Genomic DNA, 19,776 nt, shown 5'->3' with positions numbered 1-19,776 from the left:
ACCCAATGCCCCCGCTCACTGCCACACCGCCTCTCGCCGCTCTGCCGCCTCAACCGCGCTATGCCCAAATCAAGGACATATTGCGTGCGCGCATTCTGGACGGCACCTACGCGCCGCACGGCCGCATGCCTTCGGAATACGAACTGTGCGCGTCGTTCGGCGTGAGCCGCATCACCGTGCGGCAAGCGCTCGGCGATCTGCAGAAGGAAGGGTTGCTCTTCAGGCAGCACGGCAAGGGCACGTTCGTTTCGCGGCCCAAGGCGTTTCAGAACGTGACGTCGCTACAAGGCTTCGCCGAAGCGATGTCTTCGGTGGGTCACGAGGTGGTCAACCAGGTGCAGGGTGTACGTGCATTGACGGCAAACGGCACGGTCGCCGCGCGGCTCGCACTTGCCGAAGGCACGACCGTGATCGAGGTCAGGCGCGTGCGGCTGCTCGACCGCGAGCCGGTGTCCTACGAAATCACCTGGGTACCCGAATCAATCGGCAAGCGGCTCGCAAGGGCCGATCTCGCGACGCGCGACATCTTCCTCGTCATCGAGAACGATTGCGGCGTGACGCTGGGCCACGCCGACGTCGCAGTCGACGCCACGCTCGCCAGCGCCGAAGTGGCGAGCGCGTTGAATGTCGGGGAAGGAAGCGCCGTGTTGCGCATCGAGCGCCTCACGCACGACGCCAACGGCGTGCCCATCGACTACGAATATCTCTACTTCCGCGGCGACGCCTTCCAGTACCGGCTGCGGATAGACCGCGAACGCGCCGATAGCGAAAGCGCCCGCTCATTCACAAGGCAAGCGTCATGAACACCCACGTGCTCGAATACGACATCGTCGTGATTGGCGGCGGCACCGCCGGCCCAATGGCCGCCGTGAAGGCGAAGGAACGCGACCCGACGCTCAACGTGCTGCTGCTCGAAAAGGCCAACGTGAAGCGCAGCGGCGCGATCTCCATGGGCATGGACGGCCTCAACAACGCCGTGATTCCAGGCCATGCCACGCCGGAGCAGTACACGCGCGAGATCACCATTGCGAACGAGGGCATCGTCGACCAGTCCACGGTGTATGCCTACGCGAGGCACAGCTTCGCGACGATCGAACAGCTCGACCGCTGGGGCGTGCGATTCGAAAAGGACGCCACGGGCGACTACGCCGTGAAGAAAGTGCATCACATGGGCTCATACGTGTTGCCCATGCCCGAAGGCCACGACATCAAAAAGGTGCTGTACCGGCAGTTGAAACGCGCCCGCGTCGCGATCACGAACCGCATCGTCGCCACGCGGCTGCTCACCGATTCGCATGGCAACGTATGTGGCGTACTCGGTTTCGACTGCCGCACCGCGGACTTCTACGTGGTCCGCGCAAAGGCCGTGATTCTCTGTTGCGGCGCCGCTGGGCGCCTCGGCCTGCCCGCGTCGGGTTATCTGATGGGCACCTACGAGAACCCCACCAACGCCGGCGACGGTTACGCGATGGCATGGCACGCGGGCGCCGCACTCTCGAATCTGGAGTGCTTCCAGATCAATCCGCTCATCAAGGATTACAACGGACCGGCCTGCGCTTACGTCACCGGTCCGCTGGGCGGTTTCACCGCGAACAGCAAGGGCGAACGCTTCATCGAATGCGACTACTGGAGCGGCCAGATGATGTGGGAGTTCTACCAGGAGCTGCAAAGCGGCAACGGCCCCGTGTTCCTGAAGCTCGATCACCTTGCGGAAGAAACGATCCAGACCATCGAGCAGATTCTGCACACCAACGAACGCCCTAGCCGCGGTCGCTTCCACGCCGGACGCGGCACCGACTACCGGCAACAGATGGTGGAAATGCACATCTCCGAAATCGGCTTCTGCAGCGGCCACAGTGCGTCGGGCGTGCGTGTGAACGAACACGCGCAGACCTCGGTACCAGGGCTTTATGCGGCCGGCGACATGGCCGCGGTCCCGCACAACTACATGCTCGGCGCGTTCACCTACGGATGGTTCGCCGGCCAGCATGCGGCGGACTACGTGGCGGGCCGCTCGCACGCCCCGCTCGACGAGGCGCAAATCGCAGCGGAACGCGCGCGCATCTATGCGCCGCTCGAACGCGAAAGCGGACTCGCGCCCGCGCAGGTCGAATACAAACTGCGCCGCATGGTGAACGACTATCTTCAACCGCCGAAGGTGACGCGCAAGATGGAGATCGGCCTCGCGCGCTTTGCGGCCATCGTCGACGACATAGACGTCATCAAGGCGCAGAACGCGCACGAACTCATGCGTGCGGCGGAAGTGCGCGCCATTCGCGATTGTGCGGAAATGGCCGCACGGGCCTCGCTTTTTCGCACGGAAAGCCGCTGGGGCCTGTATCACCATCGCGTCGATTTTCCGCAGCGCAACGACCACGACTGGTTCTGCCACACGGAGTTGTACAAGAACGAGCGCGGCGAGATGGCTTGCAGAAAGCGCCCCGTGGAGCCGTATGTCGTGCCGTTGGCCGACAGCGAACGCGACGCTTATACGAAGCTGCGCATCGAAACGAAGCCTGCGGAAACGCAGTTCGCCTGAATACTCCCTTCACGTATTACGTTATGGAGCACGTCATGACGCTTGCACCGCACACCCCACGCGACATTCTTCATCGCAGTTCGGCGCCGGTCACGATTGACGAAGACAAGTGCATTGCCGACAAGGGCTGCACCGTGTGCGTCGATGTCTGCCCGCTTGATCTGCTTGCCATCGACCTCAGCAAAGGCAAGGCCTACATGCAGTTCGACGAATGCTGGTACTGCATGCCCTGCGAGCAGGACTGTCCGACCGGCGCAGTGAAGGTGGACATTCCTTATCTGTTGCGTTGATGCGCCTGAATGGAGACCTGCTTCTCATGACCGTTCAACCGTTCGCCATGCGCGAAGGCATGGTCGCCAGCGCTGCTTCGACCGAAACGTCGACGCTGCTCGCGAAACTCTCCGCGACGGATGCCGCCGTGCGTCGCGTCGCGCTCATCGAACTCGCGGACCTTGAAGACCCCGACCTCGTCGCGCCGGTTCGCAACGCTCTGCGCCATGACGCCGACGCGGCCGTGCGCGCTGAGGCCGCCCGCATCCTCGCTGCCTGGGAAGACGAAACAACGGTGGATGCACTGTGCAGCGCACTGCTCGATACGTCGGACGAAGTGCGCGAAACGGCGGCGCAAAGCCTTGCCGCGTTGAAGCAGGCAGCGTCGGCAACAACACTGTGTCGCTGGGCTGCGCGTCCTGAGCCTCACGTGCTGGCTGCGGTGCTACGCGCGTTGCGGGAATTGCGGGCGGCGGAATCGTTCACGCCCGCCCTCGACGCACTCGGCCATGCCGACGCGAACGTTCGCCTGGAAGCAGTCGGTGTGCTCGGCTGGCTGCGCGACGCACGCGCCCTCGCGCCGCTCGCAAGTCTCGTCACGCACGACGATCACGCCGACGTACGCCGGGCCGCTGCCGGCGCCCTGGGCTTCACCGCAGCAGACGACTTCGTCGCCACCCACGCCCTGCTCGCCGCACTACTCGATGAGGCGTGGCAGGTGCGCGAAGAAGCGGCCACGACGCTCGGCAAGCTGCGTCCCGCGATCGCGCGCGAACCTCTGATTGCCGCGCTCGACGACCCGTTCTGGCAGGTCCGTGTTCGCGCCGTACGCGCGCTAGGACGCCTTGGTGATATCGACGCGGCGCCCAACGTCGCGAGTCTGCTCACCCATGCCATCAGCAATCTGCGCAAGGAGGCCGCGCTCGCACTCGGCGAACTCTGCGACCCACGCACCGTACCTGCGTTGCAGGCCGCACGCGACGATCGCGACCCCGACGTGCGCAAGGCCGTGAGGATCGCGTTAATCCAGTTGGAAAGCGTGGCGCGATGAATCCGCCCGAAGAGGTCACGCTGAACAGCGCAGCAGGCATCCTGACCCTGCGCTGGAGCGCTACGCGAACAATCTCCCTTCGCTGTGCGGTGTTACGCGCCGCGTGCCCGTGCGCGGCGTGCCGCCAGGTGCGACTCAGCGGCCGGACAGTGGACGTGCCGCAAGACGTGACACTGCTCGACGTGCAACCTGTGGGCCGCTACGGTCTTCAACTCGCCTTCGCCGACGGCCACCGCCGGGGCATCTATCCGTGGTCCTATCTCGAAGGCCTCGGCGCCTGAACACAACGCCAGCGCCTCATTCGGTGTGTTCGTCGCACCACTGGATGGCCCACTTTTGTGCCGCCGCCACTGCGTCGGTGTCGAAATGATAGTCGCCCAGGTCGCCCGAATACTTCACTTCGACGGGCGCGTTGCCCTGCCCCGTGCGTCGGAAAATCTTCGCGCGCGCGTAGAAGTGGCCACCTTCGTCGAGCGGCGATGCGTCGATATGAAACTGCTTGTAGTCGAATTTCATCACAGCCTCCTGGCATCTTCGCGATGCGCGAAACGCTGCACGCGCGTCGGTAGTTAACGCGTTTGTACCCGAAGCGGCATTCTCACCAGCGCCTCCAGTCCGCCGCCATCGCGCGGCCGGAACTGCAACGAACCGCCATGCAGGCGCGCAATCCGTTCCACGATTGCGAGGCCCAGGCCCGTGCCGCCCGACAGCGTGCGTGCATTGCTGCCACGGCTGAACGGTGCCTTCAACTGTTCGAGTTCGTCCGCAGCGAGGCCCTTGCCCCGATCGCCCACGGCCACACAGGCCATACCGGCCTCCGTCCATGTTCGTACCGCAAGGCCGGTACGTCCATACGCCACTGCGTTCTGCATGAGGTTCATCAGCATTCGCATCGTGCCGACAGGGCGAAACGCGAACACAGGCACCTCGCCCAGCGAGAGTTCGAAGTCATGGCCGAGGCCCGCGAAATCCGCGGCCAGTTGACTGACGAGCGCGTTGAGGTCGCCCGGCTGTGCGATCTCTCGCTCGCCGCTGCCGGCATAGTCCATGAACTGCTGGAGGATCGTGTCGATCTGGTCGAGGTAGCGCTGCGCGGCGGCGGAGAGCGAATCGTCGGCCACTTCGCGGCTTCCGTCGGCAGATGGGCTCATTGCCAGCGCAAGACGCAGCTTCGTGAGCGGCGTACGAATGTCGTGCGACACACCGGCCAGCATCAGCGCGCGCGTTGCTTCTGCCTGGCGTAGCGCCTCCATCATCTGGTTGAACGCCCCGCTCATCTGGGCGATTTCGGTGGGGCCGTCCGTCGGCAACGGCGCGGGCGACTCGCCCGCGCTCAACTGCTGTGCCGCCTGCGCGAGTTCGCGCAAGGGCCGGTTGATATGCCGCTGGATCGCATAGCCCGTCAGCGCCGCAGCCAGCGCCAGCACGATGGAAAGCGCGAGCGCCGTGGTCACGCCGCTCACTTCCGCCTCTTCGTTCAGGGGCAACGTGATCCAGTACGGCGCACCGGCCACGTGCACGCGAATCCACAGCTTCTGTGTGCTGCCGATCTGCCAGATGACGGGCATATCGGCGGGCAGGTGACGCCTCAGTGCATCGAGGAACACCTTGCGCTGCATCATGCGGTAGAAGTGGACGGGATCGCGACGCGGCTCGTCGTCGATCGTGGACGGCAGCGCTTCCACAGCGCCCAGCCGCGCGGCCGCCGCACGGCCTTCGTCGGCCCGCAACGGCGCGAGCGTGCGGTCGATACGCTGCACGTAGTCGGCAAACGCGATCGCCGCGCGTTCTACACGCGGACGCTGCACGTAATGCAGCAGCACCGTGAGCGAGCAAATCTGGGTGAATGCCACGAGTGCGACCAGCAACACGATGTTGCGCGCAAGGAGCGAACGCGGCGACAGCGAGTGCGGCACGTTGCGCGCCGGTGTCTGATCCATCGCGGACGGCACGTGGCTCGTCATGATTCGATGTCGGCCACCAGCATGTAGCCGACGCCCCACACCGTTCGAATGAAACGCGGCTTCGACGGATCGCTCTCCACGATCTGGCGCAGCCGCAGAATCTGGACATCGATGCTGCGGTCCAGCGCCTCGTGATCGCGGCCGCGCGCGCGGGCCAGCAGATTCTCGCGGCTCACGGGCCGGTTCGGCGAGGCCCCCAGCGCCTGCAACAACAGCATCTGCGCCGAATGCACCTCCACCGGTTCCCCTCCTCGCGTGAGTGTCTGCCGGCCGACGTCGAAGCGAAACTCGCCGAAGCGCAGCGCCTGCGCGGCCACGACGGGGTCGCCGGCCGCCATCTTCCGCCCGCGCAGCAACGCGCGAATGCGGGCCACGAGTTCGCCGGGCAGGAAGGGTTTTGCAAGGTAATCGTCGGCGCCTGTCTCGAGGCCGACCACTCTGTCCACCGGGTCGCCCTTCGCCGTGAGCATGAGGATGGGCAGCGTGTACCCTTCGGCGCGCAAGCGGCGGCATACCGAGAGGCCGTCTTCCGGCTCCATCATGAGATCGAGCACGAGCAGGTCGAACGGCTCGCGCTGCAGATAACGGTCCAGGCGCCGGCTGTCCGCCACCACCCGCACGTGAAAGCCGTGCTGTGCGAGGAAGCGTTGCAGCATGTTGCGCAACTCCGCCTCGTCGTCGAGCACGATGATCTTCTCCGCCCGCTCCATGCCGCGTCTCCGGGTCTGTGCCTCGTCGCGATTGTGCATCAACTTCGACACGATGCGGGTCTGTTCCGCGTGTTCCCGGGTTTGCGCTCCAGTAGCGCAGCGAGCCGAATACGCTTGAGGGGTGGTGCCGCTCAACGTGAAGCCATACGTTGCTTCATGAAGTCTTCGATCTGCGCCAGCGTCACGAAGCCCATTTTTTGCGTATCGATCTCGTCGAAATGCTGCGCGACCCTGGGCATGCCGGCGGCTGCCTGTTCGCGCGTGAGCTTGCCGTCGTGGGTGGTGTTCGCGTTGGCAAAGCGGGTCTGGAGTTGCTGGAGCATGCGCTCCATACGCATGCCACCTGCGGGCGGCGTGGCGGTCTGTGCCATCGCGGCCGTGGAAAGGATGCAAAAGGCGAGCGTGACGAGTACGCGTTTCATGAATTCCTCCGTGTCGTTCTGCCCTCCGGCACGGCGCCGGCAACGTGCGGCATCTCGTGCAGTGGGCAGTGGCAGGCGAATCTTAGAGGCGTACGCAGACGAAGGCGACTACAGAATCATGTCGCGGTATGTCACTGCTGCCGGGTGCGTCGGCATCGCTCAGACCGGATGGGCGCTCGCAAAATTCTTGTACGCGGCGTAGCCCTGCTTCTTCGTCACACCGTCCGCATTGACCAGACCGAAGGTGCCCTCGGCCGCCACGTCGAACATCTCATAGAAACAGATGCCGGCGATATTGTAGGCGGAGCGGTCCGTGAAGTACTGGTTGAAAACCTGCGTAATGTAGGCCGCGCCCTGATCGGTGTCGCCGGTGTTGAAGCCCACTTCGGTGATCCACACCGGCACGCCGTACTGCTGCAGGTTCTGCAGGATGTTGAGCGGCGTCGCAGTACCGTCGTAGGCGGTGATGATATTGCCGCTCGTCTCGTACCAGTGCCAGCCCGTGTAGTCCCACGTGAGCCGCGGGTGGCCGCACGTGCCGTCGGGCTGGGTGCCGTTCCACAGCATGTTGTTGAAGCCGATGAGCGTCGTGACGCCGCCGCCGCGGATGATCTTCGCGCCCGGCTGTACGGACTTGATACCGTCCGCTGCGCCGCGCAGCAGGCCGCGCACGAGCTGAAAACGTGTGTTGTCGAACGAGGACGGCGTTTCGCCCACGCCGATACAGCAGTAGTCGTCAATCTCGTTGCCGATCTCATAGATCGAGCAATACGCCTGCAATGCGGTAGCGGTATTCACGCCGCACTGGAACGCCCAATCGTAGTTGTCCTGTTCGGTCGTGGTGAACATGGCTTGATGGAACGCGAGGCACGGCAGAATCGTGACGCTCGTGCCGGCAGCGGCCTGCGCGTAGCGCGCAAGCGTTTGCGCGTCACTCGTAGCGCCGTAGCAATCGAGCCGGTAAACCGTGGCGCCCAGGTCGGCGAGCATCGCGATCTGTTGCGCGGGTGTCTGCGTGGCATACGCGCCCGTGGTCTGCAGCGGATGACCGTTGAGCCCGTAGAAAATGGGCGCGCTGCGCGGGTCCGACGCAATGCTCCAGACGCCGTTCAGGTTCTTGTACCAGACGCCGGCAACGTTGCGCGCGTACACCGTGTGGTTCCAGTACAGCAACATGTTCGGCGTAATGGGGCACAGCGTGTTGGTGTGCCCGCAGATCACGCGGCCGTTCGAGATCGTCCAGTTCATGCCGGCCGCGTCGATGAGCTGCGTGGCAGGGGGCAATGTGGTGCCCGACGTGGATTCTGCGAGTTTCGTGGCGACATTGTTCGAGGTCGTGGACGTGCCCGCCGTGGCGGTCGTCGCGCCGGTCGCCGTCGTGCCTGCATTCGTCGTCGTGTTCGGTCCGCTCGTATTCGAGGTGGTGGTCGTCGTGGTGCTGCCTCCACCGCCGCCCCCGCCTCCGCACGCGGCGAGCGTCAGGCTCCCCGCCCCCGCCAGCAGCCCCGCGAGAAATTTCCGGCGCGACACGGGCGCGTCAATAGCAAGCCCGCGTGCTTCGCGCGGCGCCAAAACATTTCTGGACGACATGATACGGATACCTGAATACGTGTAATGAACCGGCTAGAAAGCCGCAAGCTTCAGAAAGGAAGAGTTCGGGAAGTGAGGACGCGAGAGCCGCGTGCCGCCCCAATGGGGACCGTTGGGGCCGACGGTTGCTGGAGGGAGAAATCCGGAGCGAACATTCCGACGCCGGCCTGTATAACGGCGGCGATGGGTGTGACTTTAGGAGGATTTGCCGTTCTTTTTTTGAGGAGCGTGCGGGCACTGGTAAGACGTACCTGTCGCCTGCGGCGGCGGAGCGTTCAGCGCAGGTCGAGCGGTACGAAACGACGCGTATTTTCGTGATGGATCAGTAAAGCGGCCCGCTTTTTCGCATCGGACGGCAGCCAGGCGATGCCGGTATTAGCACGAGCGCTTCAGAGTGACAGAACAACCTCGTCGGCGCGCTATCGCGCCGACGTGATGGTTTCCTCACGCGCCTGTCCATCCACCGCAGGCAATACGCCGGAGACCTGCACGCGATGCGGCTGCAACAGCAGCGCGACGAGCCCCGTCCATCCGGTCTGATGCGATGCGCCTACGCCGCGCCCGTTGTCGCCGTGAAAGTACTCGTGAAAAAGCACGAGGTCATGCGAGCGCGGATCGTCCTGCAATTGCGGATAAGCGGCCATGACGGGACGCCGCCCTTCCTTGTCGCGCAAAAAAAGCGTCGTCACGCGGCGTGTCAGTTCGTCGGCAATCTCGCGCAGCGAGAGCATCGTGTCCGAGCCCGTGGGGCACGCCACGCGGAAGTCGTCGCCGTAGTAGCGGTAGAACTCGTACAGCGACTCGATCAGCAGATAGTTGACGGGCATCCAGATGGGCCCGCGCCAGTTCGAGTTGCCGCCGAACACGCGCGTATCGGATTCGGCAGGCAGGTAGCGCACGCCAAAGCGCGCGCCATCGTGTTCGAACACGTAGGGCGCTTCGCAATGCGCGCGCGACAGTGCACGCACGCCGTGGCGCGAGAGAAATTCCGTTTCATCGAGCGTGCGCCGCAACAGCGCTTTCATGCGATGCCCGCGCAACAGCGAAAGCAGCGTGGTGTTGCCCTTGCCGGGTTCGGTCCAGCGCGACACGAGGCGCGCGAGATTCGGCCGATGATCGAGAAACCAGTCGAGCCGTTCGCGCAGCCCCGGCAGCTTGCCGTGCACGCGTTCCTCGAGCACGTGCACGGCAAAAAACGGAATCAGCCCGACGATGGAACGCACGCGCATCGGCATACGCCCGCCGTCGGGAAAGTGCAGCACGTCGTAGAAGAATTCGTCTTCGTCGTCCCACAGGCCGGTGCTGCACCCTTCGCTGCAGCAGATGGCTTCGGCGATGTACAGGAAGTGCTCGAAGAACTTCACCGAAATGTCCACGTAGGCCTTGTTCGTGACGGCGAGTTCGAGACCGATGCGCATGAGGTCCAGCGCATACGAGGCCATCCACGCAGTGCCGTCCGCCTGATCGATACGGTCACCCGCAGGCAGCCGCGAGGAGCGGTCGAATATGCCGACGTTGTCGAGGCCCAGAAAACCGCCCTGAAAAATGTTGCGGCCTTCGGCGTCCTTGCGGTTCACCCACCACGAGAAATTGAGCAGCAGCTTGTGGAAGATGAGTTCGAGAAACTCGCGGTCGCCCTCGCCTGTGACTTCGCGGTCCAGCTCGTACACGCGCCACGCGGCCCACGCGTGTACCGGCGGATTGGCATCGCCGAACGCCCATTCGTATGCGGGCAGTTGCCCGTTGGGATGCTGGTAGCGCTCTTTCACGAGCAGCAGCAATTGCTTCTTTGCGAAGTCCGGATCGACGAGCGCGAGCGCCGCCGCATGAAACGCGAGGTCCCACGACGCGTACCACGGGTACTCCCACTTGTCCGGCATCGATACGATGTCGCCATTACACATGTGACGCCAGTCCGCGTTGCGGCCGTGGCGGCGGGCGCGCGGCGGCTTCGGCTGGCCTGGGTCGCCATCGTGCCAGCGCGTCACGTCGAACTGGTAGTACTGCTTGGACCACAGCATGCCCGCCAGCGCCTGACGCTGCACGAGCCGCGCATCGGGGTCTTCGACATCGTGCTGAAGCGCCGCGTAGAATTCGTCGGCCTCGGCAAGCCGCTGCGCGAAAAGCGCGTCCAGATCGAGTGGATCCGTGCTGGCCGCCGCCTCCGGATGCCAGCGCAAATACAGCACCGCACGCCCATGCGGTTCGAGATGCAGGCACACGTGGGCCGCCGCGCGCGTGCCGCGATCGCGGCGAATGGCGTGCTCGTCGCCATGCACGATGTAGTCGTTAATGCCGTCCTTGAAAGGGCCTTCGCCTTCCATGCCGAAATGACGGCGCACGTTCGTCTCGTTCTCGCAGAAGATCCACTCGATGGGCTGCGGTGCCGTCGCCGTCACAACGAGCGGTTCGAGCGACGGGTATTGCGCAAGCACACCTGCGCCGCCGTCTTCGTAGCGGCTCAGCGTAAGCGCGGCCTTGCTGTGCTTCGTCGACCATGCCCAGCGGTTGCGCGCCCAGAAATGCGGCAGCACGTGCAGCGAGGCCGAGACGTCCGCGCGGTTCTCCACTGTTACGCGCATCGCCATGTCGTCGGGCGTGTGCTTCGCGTATTCGACGTAGACGTCGAAGTAACGGTCGTCGTCGAACACGCCTGTATCCAGAATCTCGTACTCGGGCTGGTCTGCGCCGCGCCTGCGGTTTTCATCCACGAGGTCCTGGTACGGATACGCCGCATGCGGGTACTTGTAGAGCATGCGCATGTACGAGTGCGTGGGCGTGCCGTCCAGGTAGAAGTACAGCTCCTTCACGTCCTCGCCGTGATTGCCCTCTTCGTTGTTGAGACCGAACAGGCGTTCCTTGATGATGGGATCGCGCCCGTTCCAGAGCGCGAGCGAGACGCACCAGTTCAGCGGGTCGTTGCCGAATCCCGCAAGGCCGTCTTCGCCCCAGCGGTACATGCGGCTGCGCGCATGATCGTGCGGAAAGTAGTCCCACGCGGTGCCGTTCTCGCTGTAGTCCTCGCGCACCGTGCCCCATTGCCGCTCACTCAGGTACGGCCCCCAACGGCGCCAGCCATCGAGCTCGGGGCCGTGCAGACGCAACCCTTCGGCTGTTTTCAACAGATTGGCACGTAACGCTGACATAGCACCTCCGATGCGAGCCCATGCGCCGCTGCGCATGCGCCCATCGTTCGTCATGTCCCCAGCAGCTTTTCGATACGCAGCAATTCGCCGAGCGACCACGCCTGGAATGGCGCGCCGCGCGGCGTATGCGGCGCGTCGCCGTCGGCAATTTCGCTCACATGGTCCAGCCCGGCCGCGTCGAGATGAGCATAGAGCGGCGTGAGAAATCGTGCGCGGGCCGCGGCAACGCTCGCCGAATCCGGCACGCCCCCTGCGCGCTGCACGCGCAGCCACGCTTGCACGAAAGGCCCGAGCAGCCACGGCCACACCGTTCCCTGATGATAGGCGCCATCGCGCTGCAACAGCGTGCCTTCGTAGCGGCCCACGTAGGCGGGATCGCACGGCGCGAGCGACCGCAGGCCGAGCGGCGTCAGCAATTGCGCTTCCACCTGGCTCACCACGGCTCGTGCCCGCACCACGTCGATCACGGCATGGGGCAAGCCGCCTGTCGCGAATATCTGGTTCGGCCGCACACTGGCATCAACCCGGCCGGGTTCGTGGTCCACGTCGATCACGTCGTAAAGCGCGCCTGTCGCGGGATTCACGAAGCGCTCGGCGAACGAGGTGCTCGCCAACGTTTCGAGTTCGCTCCAGTGCGTGTCCCAGGCGAGCGCGATACGCAATGCATTGATCCAGAGGGCCTGCACCTCGACGGGCTTGCCGATGCGTGGCGCCACCACCCAGTCGCCTACCTTCGCATCCATCCACGTCAGTTGCACGCCGGGCACACCTGCGCGCAAGAGACCGTCGTCGTCGGCTGCGATATTGAAGCGCGTGCCGTCGGCATAGCCCTGCACGATCGTGTTGACCGCCTGTTGCAGGCGCTCGCGTGTCGCACTGCTGGCGTGGGCCGTCTGTAGATAGTCGTGCACGGCCACCACGAACCAGAGCGACGCGTCCACCGCGTTGTAGACGGGCGCGCCGCCGTCGTCGGGAAAGCGGTTGGGCAACATGCCTTCGGAAATCGTCTCGGTCCAGCCAAGCAGGATGGACTCCGCTTCCGCGTAGCGCCCCGACGCAAGCAACAGGCCGCGCATTGCGATGAACGTGTCGCGGCCCCAGTCCGTGAACCATGGATAACCGGCGATGATCGTGCGGCCCGCGCCGCGCGCGACCACATATTCGTCGGCGCTGCGTTGCAGACGGCCGGCAAACGATGCGCGCCGCACGCGCTCCAGCGCATCGAGACGCAACGCGAGCGCGGCGGCGGAGACGACTTCCTCCGGTGCGGCTTCCTCTGGTGCGGCTGCCTCCGCGTTTGCCGCGGTTTGCGCGCTCAGGATCAATACCGCGTCGCCTTGTGCAAGGTCGAACGAGAAGAGGCCCGGCGTGGCGAGGTCCTCGTTGTAATCGAGCCCGCGCTCGCGTTCCTGCGTGTAGCAGAAGTTGCGATACCAGTCGGGTTCGTGCGTATAGGTGCCGTTGCTCTGCGCCGCGACAACCGGTTGATCCGGGTAAGGCTGCCAGCAAACACAGTCGCTCACGATGTGCGCCGTAAAGTCGAATGCCGGATTTTCGTGATGCAGTGCGTGATAGTCGCGGCCCGAAAGCAGCGGGCGCACCTTCAACGTGAGCGCTTCATGTCCGGCTTGGGTCTCATGTTGTACGTCGCTCGCACACACGCTTTCGAGTCGCCACCTCAGCACGGTTTGCCCGGCACCGTGCGCGACGAACACCTCGGCCGTGACCTGCCAACCGCCGCCGATGCAGAAGCGCCACGTGGGCCACGGCTCGGTGTTGAAGGACATCAGGTCGGCCGTAATGGGCGGATGCAGATGATCCGGCATGTAACGATGCCGCGTAAGGGGATAACGGCCGCCACGCGCCGACTCGATCCACGCTTCGATGCCATTGACGAGCACGACACGGCCCGCCGGCGGATGCGTGGCCGCAAGCAGCAGCGCGTGATAGCGGCGCGTCCGTTCGCCACCGGCCGTGCCCGAGGCGAAGCCGCCCCGCCCGTCGGCTTCGAGCCACTCGGCCTCGCTCGCTTCCGTGCTGCGGTGCGGGGAGTCGATGCGCGTCATGTCCGCCTGCCCACTATCGCTCGTACTTGACCACGCCTGCGCATCTTCACCTCCGATGAGCCGCCAAGCCGGTATTGTGTCACTGCGATGGCGCGGTGGGGATGTTGCGCCGCGAAGGGATCGACGCACGTACGAGCGGTGATCCTCTATCGTCGCCCCAGTTTCGCGAGTTCGAGCAGTTCGCGCCTGAGGCCCTGTGCGCGCTCACGGCCAAATTCGCGTTCCAGTTCCTGCTGCGCGGCGTCCCAGAGCGGACGCGCTGCACGATGCGCCGCCCTGCCCTCGTCGGTCAACGCGAAGTGGAGCGTGCGCGCGTCGTCACCGGTGGCTTCGGCTCGAACGAGTCGGGCCCGGCGCAATGCACTCGCGGCACGCACCAGTGTCGTGCGGTCGAGCAACAGCGTGTCCGCGAGTTCGCAGAACGTGAGCTTTTCGCCCCCACTCAGGCGGCCCAGAATGGCGAACTGCGTCGGCGTGAGTGCCGCCGCTTTCAGGTGTCGCTCGTAGAGCTTGCTGATATAGCGCGCGGCCCGACGCATCGCAAAGCCGTGGGATGCGTCGAAGCAATCTGCGTCGTTCATGATGAGTTGCGCGCTTATTGAGCGGCTCCGTGCGCGGCGGCAAGGGCCGCCGAATCCGTTCGCAGTGCGTTTGCCGCGACCGCGTCGCCGCCGGCTTCGACACGCCAGCCCCCACCCAGCGCGCGATACATCGCAACCGCCGCGAGCGCGTGATCCCGCTTCGCTTCGTTCAGCGACTCGTCGTCGCGCAGATAGCTCTCCTGCGCCGTCAACACGTCGAGAAAGCTCGACGCTCCGCCCTTGTAGAGTTCGTTCGAAAGACGCAGCGCATCGCCCGATGCACCGAGCGCGGCGCCCAGCCGCTCGACGGCACCAGATGCGCTCACGAGATCGCTACGCGTGTCTTCGATGTCTTTCAACGCGTTGAGCACCGCACCATTGAGACCCAACTGCGACTCGCGCATCTGGCTCTCGCGCTTCGCGATATCCGCGTTGATGCGGCCCGCGTTGAAGATCGGACTCGTCACGCCGAGCGCGGCACTGAACAGGTTGTCCGTGAGCGTGGGCAAGCCGAGATACGACGCCGCGAGCAAACCATCGCTCAGATTGAGCGAGAACTTCGGATACCGCTCGGCCTTCGCGGCACCCACCTGCGCCGCACGCTGCTCGACCGTCGCATAGGCGAGGCGCACGTCCGGACGACGCAGCAGCGCTTCGGAAGGCAGCGTGGAAGGCGCCGACGTGCGCGGTACCGGTATCTCGCCGTTGCCGAACGCGTTGGCGTTCAAGCTCTCGGGCGTGCGTCCCGTGTACACGGCGATCAGGCTCAACTGGTGCTGGATTCTCGATTGCACAGGCGGAATGCGCGCCTGCAGATCGCTCAGCTGGTTCTGCGCGCGCGCCACGTCGAGCCGGGTCGAAAGACCGTAGTGCAGACGCTCCTGCGTAAGCCGCAACGTGCGCTCGCGAATTCGTTCGTTATCTTCAAGAATGCGCAGCTCGCTTTGTGCCCAGCGTAGTTCGATGTACGCGTCCGCGGTATTGGCTGCAAGCGCGAGACGTAGTTCGTTCAGCGCCTCGCGCGTGCCCGTTGTCTGCGCCCTCGACGCGAGCAGAGCGAGACGCTCGCCACCAAACACGTCCGGGTTCCAGCTCGCGGACAAACCGAAACCCGCCTGCCGCACATAGCCGAGCGGCGGCGGCACGATGATGCGCGTATCGCTCGCGTTGGCGTTGGCGTTCAGCTCGGGCAGCAGCGCCGCGTGCTGCACGGTGGTCTGCGCCTCCGCCTGACGCACGCGCTCGGCGGCCGCCTTCAGGTCGAGGTTCTGATCGAGCACGGTGCTCACGAGGTCGTGCATGACCGGATCGCCGAACTGCTGCCACCAGGTCTCGGCGTCAGCGGTATCGGGCGGCACGGCCACGGTGAACTCGCGCGGCGCGACCTGCTGCGCCTGCTGCGAAAGGTCGGCGTGCGTGGCGGGCTGCACGGCACAGGCCGCGAGTGCGAGGCTCGCCGCAAGAGCAAACAGCGTGGTTCGGATGCGGGGTTTCATGAACGGAGACCTCAATGAGCATCGGGTGGCGGCATCGCCGTGTCCAGCCGCCGCACGAACAATGCGCAGAAGATGGCGACGACAAAGCAGCACGCCACGGCGAAGTAGGCATCGGAGAAAGTGAGTGTGAGTGCCTCCCGCATCACGACGTTGTGCAGCAGTGCGAGGCCGGCCTGGGGACCGCTGAGCACATTGCCTGCAACCATCCCGATCTGGTCCGACGTATGCGCAAGCAGTGCTTCGACGACAGGCCGGCCGTCCGTGACGTGCTCGCTGAGGCGCAGGTAATGAAAATTGAGCCGGTCGTTCAGCATGGTGTTGCTCACGGCTACGCCGATCGCGCCGCCCAGATTGCGCATCAGATTGAAGAGCCCGCTTGCCGAACGTAGACGCACAGGCGGCAGCGCACCCAGCGCCATCGTCACGATGGGCGGAATGCAGAACTGCTGACCAATGCCGCGCAGCACCTGCGGAAGCAGCAGTTCCCTCCAGCCCCACTCGCTCGTCACGGGCACGTAGAGATAGCAGCCGAGCCCGAACAGCACGAGGCCGAACAGGTTCAGCCAGCGCAGATCGATACGCGTGGAGAGCCGCGAATAGACCACGAGCGCCACGACCTGGGCACAGCCCACCGAAAGCAGCGCGAAGCCGGTTTGCATCGAGCTGAAGCCGCGCACGCGCGCGAGAAACACGGGAGTGAGAAACACCGTGCAAAAGATGCCGATGCCGGTGATGAACGAGAGTGTTGAGCCGAGTGCGAAGTTGCGGATGCGCAGCGCGCGCAGGTCCACGATCGTTTCGCGTGCGGTGAGTGCATGAACGATGAAGAGGAAGCCGCAGATCGCCGATATCCAGACGCAGACAAGAATGGTCGTATCGCCCAGCCAGTTTTTGCGCGGCCCTTCTTCCAGCACGTATTCGAGGCATCCCAGAAAGCCCGACATCAACAGAATGCCGAGGTAGTCGCCCTTCTTCAGCAGGCTCAGGTCCGCTTCATCGATACGCACGAACTTCGGCACGAGCACCGTCACGGCAATGCCGGGCACCACGTTGAGATAGAACAGCCAGTGCCACGACCACTGGTCGGTGATCCAGCCGCCTATCACGGGCCCAATGGCCGGTGCGAGCGTGGCCAGTGCCCCAATGGTGGTGGCCGCCAGCGCGCGCTGCTTGCCGGGAAACAGCACGAACGCGGTCGTGAAAACAGTGGGGATCATCGCGGCACCAAGCGCGCCTTGCAGCGCACGGAACAGGATCTCCGAGTTGATGTCCCACGCCATCCCGCACAGCATGCTGGCAATCGTGAAGCCCAATGCGGAAGCGGCAAACAGCCAGCGCGTGGAGAACACTCGCGTGAGCCAACCAGACATGGGGATCACGATGATCTCGGCAATCAGATACGCCGTCTGAATCCAGGAGAGTTCGTCCTGACTCGCGGACAGGCCACCGCCTATATCTCTCAGCGATGACGCGACGATCTGGATGTCGAGCGTCGCCATGAAGAAGCCGAGGCACATCAATGCGAACGCCGTGACTTTGGTGCGCAGCGGCAGGTCCATCGGATTGACGGGAACAGGTGAGGTCATGATGCTGTCTCCGCGCTCGTGGGCTTAGCCGTTGCGCTGACGCGCGCCTGCGAGATGCACGCGCACCGTCGCCGAGAGCCCCGGACGCAGGTAGTGGGCCTCTTTCGGCACGTCGAGCACGACGCGTACGGGCACGCGCTGCACGATCTTCGTAAAGTTGCCGGTGGCGTTCTCGGGCGGCAGCACGCTAAAGGTCGCGCCCGTAGCCGGCGCAATGCTTTGCACGGTGCCGCGTATCGTGCCCGCATGAGCGTCCAGCGTGACTTCGACCGGGTCGCCGTCGTGCATCCTCCTCAACTGGTCTTCCTTGAAATTGGCATCGACCCACAGGTCATGCGCGGGCACCACCGTGAGCATCGACGTACCTGCCGAAGCAAGCAGGCCGACTCGTGCGGTGCGGTTGCCCACGTAGCCGTCTACAGGCGAACGTATCGTCGTGTAGTCGATGTTGAGCTGCGCATAGCGCTGCTCGGCCTGCGCTTTCGCGACGCGCGCCTCGGCGTCGGCAATCTGCGCGTCGAGCACGGTGAGCTGCTGTTTCGCCGCGAGCAGCGATGCATCGCTACCTTCGACCGCGGCTTTGGCCTTGGCAAACGACGCATCGGCCTGCTCCACAAGCTGATTCGAAACCGCGTCGTCTTTCACGAGTTGCCGGTAACGCGCCTGATCTGCGTTCGTACGCACCAGTTCCGCATGGGCCGCCGTCACGCCGGCCGCCTGCTGGTTGATCACGGCAAGCTGAAGCGCGCGCTTCGCTTTCAGTTCGTTCACAGCCGCCTCGGCGCTGTTCACTTCCGCAACTGCCTGTGCAAGCTTCGCATCGTAGTCGCGCGAATCGAGGCGAATCAGCACCTGGTTGGCCCTCACGTACTGGTTGTCCTGCACCAGCACCTGGTCCACGAAGCCCGTCACCTTCGGTGCGATGACAGTGACGTTGCCGCCTACGTAGGCGTCGTCCGTGGACTCCACCCAGCGGCCCACGGCGAACCAGTAGGCAAGCGCGGCACATACCGCGAGCACCACGCCGGCTACGGCGAGCAGCATCCACGGAATGGTACGAACACGAGCCTCCGGCAGGGCGCCGGCGACTGCGGGAGTTTGAGCAGATGTCGTACTCATGGTATCTGTGCTTATGCACTCTAAAGGGTGAAGGAGAGCGGCAACCGGCCGATGGTGCGTAACGGCACGATGCAAGACGTAGCGCAAACCATCGCAACGTGGCCGCGGCGCCTACTGGAAACAGCAGCCACACGTTCCAGATCGGTCGCGACATATTGCCTGTGCGTATGCACTCGCACAAGCGAAGCAAGACGAAATTGATTGTTGCAATTCAGATAAGAAAGGGAGGCCGCCACGCGGCAAACCCTTCCTGACGAACGCCTTTCGTCGCTCTTCGCGGAATACTTAATGGATTCGTCACTGGACGACACCACGTTGCCGCGCGAAGATCATGTTCGCGACAATCGCCCTCTTCTCCAGCCGCTTACCCGCCGATCTCATTACGCCCAACATGGCTCACACGCTCACCACCTCGCCTTGCGCCGCAGCCTCGCGCCGCCAACGTCTCGACTCGGACGCCATCATGCAGGCCCGCATCGAACTCGCCGCGTGCTTCCGGCTTGCGGCACTCAACGGCTTCGAGGAAGGCGTCTGCAATCACTTCTCCGCTGTCGTGCCCGGCCACGACGACCTCTTCTTCGTCAACCCTTACGGCTACGCGTTCAGCGAGATCACGGCGTCGCGTCTGCTCGTCTGCGACTTCGACGGCAACGTCATAGCAGGCGAAGGCAAGCCCGAAGCCACGGCCTTCTACATCCACGCACGGCTGCACCGGCTGATGCCGCGCGTGAAAGCCGCGTTTCACACGCACATGCCGAACGCCACTGCGCTTTGCCTGCTGGAAGGCCCGCCTCTGCTGTGGCTGGGGCAAACGGCGCTCAAGTTCTACGGCCGCACCGCGGTGGACGAGCATTACAACGGCCTTGCTCTCGACGAATCGGAAGGCGACCGCATTGCCGCGGCGATGGGCGACGCGGACATCCTGTTCCTCAAGAACCACGGCGTGATGGTGGCCGCACCCGATATCGCACAAGCCTGGGACGATCTCTACTATCTGGAACGCGCCGCGGAGGTGCAACTCAAGGCCATGAGCACCAACCGGCCGCTCAAGACCATTCCCGAAGCAGTGGCACAACGTGCCTACGAGCAGATGCGCGCCGGCGACGCCGCGAGCGCGCGTGCGCATCTGGAAAGCGGCATGCGGCAGTTGCGCGAACGCGGCATCGCATTCGACCGATAACACCTGCCGGCCGGGCGAGCGCCAGGAAAGGAGAGTCGCTCGCCGTCACGAGGCGA

The 19,776-nt window shown here is 64.5% G+C and carries 17 protein-coding genes; 6 read left to right on the top strand and 11 right to left on the bottom strand.

Annotated features, from left to right (window positions below; all coding sequences use genetic code 11):
• The first annotated feature begins 5 nt into the window (after positions 1–5).
• The 5 genes from P2869_RS21070 to P2869_RS21050 are packed head-to-tail and all read left to right on the top strand — an operon-like array spanning position 6 to position 4,141.
• On the top strand, positions 6–803 hold the full coding sequence (locus P2869_RS21070) for a GntR family transcriptional regulator (RefSeq protein WP_277599443.1): 798 nt from the start codon (positions 6–8) through the stop codon (positions 801–803).
• Entirely contained in the window at positions 800–2,539 is a 1,740-nt protein-coding gene (locus P2869_RS21065) for a fumarate reductase/succinate dehydrogenase flavoprotein subunit (RefSeq protein WP_277599442.1), read from the top strand. Before P2869_RS21070 ends, P2869_RS21065 begins: the two co-directional genes overlap by 4 nt.
• Positions 2,540–2,574: 35 nt before the next feature.
• On the top strand, positions 2,575–2,829 hold the full coding sequence (locus tag P2869_RS21060; RefSeq protein WP_277599441.1) for a ferredoxin family protein: 255 nt from the start codon (positions 2,575–2,577) through the stop codon (positions 2,827–2,829).
• A gap of 26 nt (positions 2,830–2,855) precedes the next feature.
• Complete coding sequence (locus P2869_RS21055; RefSeq protein WP_277599440.1) at positions 2,856–3,860, top strand: HEAT repeat domain-containing protein; 1,005 nt, start codon at positions 2,856–2,858, stop codon at positions 3,858–3,860.
• Positions 3,857–4,141, top strand: a complete 285-nt coding sequence (locus P2869_RS21050) for a gamma-butyrobetaine hydroxylase-like domain-containing protein (protein WP_277599439.1) — start codon at positions 3,857–3,859, stop codon at positions 4,139–4,141. Before P2869_RS21055 ends, P2869_RS21050 begins: the two co-directional genes overlap by 4 nt.
• Positions 4,142–4,157: 16 nt before the next feature.
• Here the strand turns inward: P2869_RS21050 and P2869_RS21045 are convergent, their stop codons facing one another.
• From P2869_RS21045 to P2869_RS20995, 11 genes are all read right to left on the bottom strand, one after another.
• Positions 4,158–4,376 carry a hypothetical protein gene (locus tag P2869_RS21045; RefSeq protein ID WP_017777391.1) on the bottom strand — a complete coding sequence of 73 codons (219 nt, stop codon included), beginning with the start codon at positions 4,374–4,376 and terminating at the stop codon, positions 4,158–4,160.
• A 53-nt stretch (positions 4,377–4,429) separates the two neighbouring features.
• Positions 4,430–5,800: an ATP-binding protein gene (locus tag P2869_RS21040; protein ID WP_277599914.1), complete on the bottom strand. Its 1,371-nt coding sequence runs from the start codon at positions 5,798–5,800 to the stop codon at positions 4,430–4,432.
• Positions 5,801–5,820: 20 nt separating this feature from the next.
• The gene (locus tag P2869_RS21035) at positions 5,821–6,534 is read right to left on the bottom strand and encodes a response regulator (protein WP_277599438.1); all 714 of its coding nucleotides are present in this window, start codon (positions 6,532–6,534) and stop codon (positions 5,821–5,823) included.
• Between the two features lie 131 nt (positions 6,535–6,665).
• Entirely contained in the window at positions 6,666–6,956 is a 291-nt protein-coding gene (locus P2869_RS21030) for an EF-hand domain-containing protein (RefSeq protein WP_277599437.1), read from the bottom strand.
• A 159-nt stretch (positions 6,957–7,115) separates the two neighbouring features.
• Positions 7,116–8,546 (bottom strand): hypothetical protein, encoded by a 1,431-nt coding sequence (locus P2869_RS21025; RefSeq protein WP_277599436.1) that lies wholly within the window; start codon positions 8,544–8,546, stop codon positions 7,116–7,118.
• Between the two features lie 419 nt (positions 8,547–8,965).
• On the bottom strand, positions 8,966–11,692 hold the full coding sequence (locus tag P2869_RS21020) for a glucosidase (RefSeq protein ID WP_277599435.1): 2,727 nt from the start codon (positions 11,690–11,692) through the stop codon (positions 8,966–8,968).
• Positions 11,693–11,742: 50 nt separating this feature from the next.
• Positions 11,743–13,758 (bottom strand): amylo-alpha-1,6-glucosidase, encoded by a 2,016-nt coding sequence (locus P2869_RS21015; RefSeq protein ID WP_277599434.1) that lies wholly within the window; start codon positions 13,756–13,758, stop codon positions 11,743–11,745.
• Between the two features lie 146 nt (positions 13,759–13,904).
• Positions 13,905–14,339, bottom strand: a complete 435-nt coding sequence (locus tag P2869_RS21010; protein ID WP_277599433.1) for a MarR family winged helix-turn-helix transcriptional regulator — start codon at positions 14,337–14,339, stop codon at positions 13,905–13,907.
• Positions 14,340–14,353: 14 nt separating this feature from the next.
• The gene (locus tag P2869_RS21005) at positions 14,354–15,835 is read right to left on the bottom strand and encodes an efflux transporter outer membrane subunit (RefSeq protein ID WP_277599432.1); all 1,482 of its coding nucleotides are present in this window, start codon (positions 15,833–15,835) and stop codon (positions 14,354–14,356) included.
• An 11-nt stretch (positions 15,836–15,846) separates the two neighbouring features.
• Positions 15,847–17,421 carry a DHA2 family efflux MFS transporter permease subunit gene (locus tag P2869_RS21000; RefSeq protein ID WP_277599431.1) on the bottom strand — a complete coding sequence of 525 codons (1,575 nt, stop codon included), beginning with the start codon at positions 17,419–17,421 and terminating at the stop codon, positions 15,847–15,849.
• A 24-nt stretch (positions 17,422–17,445) separates the two neighbouring features.
• Entirely contained in the window at positions 17,446–18,540 is a 1,095-nt protein-coding gene (locus tag P2869_RS20995; RefSeq protein WP_277599430.1) for an HlyD family secretion protein, read from the bottom strand.
• A 391-nt stretch (positions 18,541–18,931) separates the two neighbouring features.
• Here P2869_RS20995 and P2869_RS20990 point away from each other — a divergent pair, with 391 nt between their 5' ends.
• Complete coding sequence (locus tag P2869_RS20990) at positions 18,932–19,720, top strand: aldolase (protein WP_277599913.1); 789 nt, start codon at positions 18,932–18,934, stop codon at positions 19,718–19,720.
• The last annotated feature ends 56 nt before the right edge of the window (positions 19,721–19,776 follow it).

Origin of the sequence: Paraburkholderia sp. SUR17 (genome assembly GCF_029536165.1) — a bacterium.
Classification (GTDB): Bacteria; Pseudomonadota; Gammaproteobacteria; order Burkholderiales; family Burkholderiaceae; genus Paraburkholderia; species Paraburkholderia kururiensis.
The sequence above is the reverse complement of the archived record's forward strand: the minus strand, read 5'-3'. Positions and strand labels throughout refer to the sequence as shown.

Excerpts from the sequence above, each read along its gene's own strand:
- P2869_RS21020 (WP_277599435.1), bottom strand. The coding sequence starts at position 11,692 with ATGTCAGCGTTACGTGCCAATCTGTTGAAAACAGCCGAAGGGTTGCGT.
- P2869_RS21035 (WP_277599438.1), bottom strand. The coding sequence starts at position 6,534 with ATGGAGCGGGCGGAGAAGATCATCGTGCTCGACGACGAGGCGGAGTTG.
- P2869_RS21040 (WP_277599914.1), bottom strand. The coding sequence starts at position 5,800 with ATGGATCAGACACCGGCGCGCAACGTGCCGCACTCGCTGTCGCCGCGT.
- P2869_RS21060 (WP_277599441.1), top strand. The coding sequence starts at position 2,575 with ATGACGCTTGCACCGCACACCCCACGCGACATTCTTCATCGCAGTTCG.
- P2869_RS21010 (WP_277599433.1), bottom strand. The coding sequence starts at position 14,339 with ATGAACGACGCAGATTGCTTCGACGCATCCCACGGCTTTGCGATGCGT.
- P2869_RS20990 (WP_277599913.1), top strand. The coding sequence starts at position 18,932 with ATGGCTCACACGCTCACCACCTCGCCTTGCGCCGCAGCCTCGCGCCGC.
- P2869_RS21015 (WP_277599434.1), bottom strand. The coding sequence starts at position 13,758 with ATGACGCGCATCGACTCCCCGCACCGCAGCACGGAAGCGAGCGAGGCC.
- P2869_RS21050 (WP_277599439.1), top strand. The coding sequence starts at position 3,857 with ATGAATCCGCCCGAAGAGGTCACGCTGAACAGCGCAGCAGGCATCCTG.
- P2869_RS21000 (WP_277599431.1), bottom strand. The coding sequence starts at position 17,421 with ATGACCTCACCTGTTCCCGTCAATCCGATGGACCTGCCGCTGCGCACC.
- P2869_RS21030 (WP_277599437.1), bottom strand. The coding sequence starts at position 6,956 with ATGAAACGCGTACTCGTCACGCTCGCCTTTTGCATCCTTTCCACGGCC.
- P2869_RS21065 (WP_277599442.1), top strand. The coding sequence starts at position 800 with ATGAACACCCACGTGCTCGAATACGACATCGTCGTGATTGGCGGCGGC.
- P2869_RS21025 (WP_277599436.1), bottom strand. The coding sequence starts at position 8,546 with ATGTCGTCCAGAAATGTTTTGGCGCCGCGCGAAGCACGCGGGCTTGCT.
- P2869_RS21045 (WP_017777391.1), bottom strand. The coding sequence starts at position 4,376 with ATGAAATTCGACTACAAGCAGTTTCATATCGACGCATCGCCGCTCGAC.
- P2869_RS20995 (WP_277599430.1), bottom strand. The coding sequence starts at position 18,540 with ATGAGTACGACATCTGCTCAAACTCCCGCAGTCGCCGGCGCCCTGCCG.
- P2869_RS21005 (WP_277599432.1), bottom strand. The coding sequence starts at position 15,835 with ATGAAACCCCGCATCCGAACCACGCTGTTTGCTCTTGCGGCGAGCCTC.
- P2869_RS21055 (WP_277599440.1), top strand. The coding sequence starts at position 2,856 with ATGACCGTTCAACCGTTCGCCATGCGCGAAGGCATGGTCGCCAGCGCT.
- P2869_RS21070 (WP_277599443.1), top strand. The coding sequence starts at position 6 with ATGCCCCCGCTCACTGCCACACCGCCTCTCGCCGCTCTGCCGCCTCAA.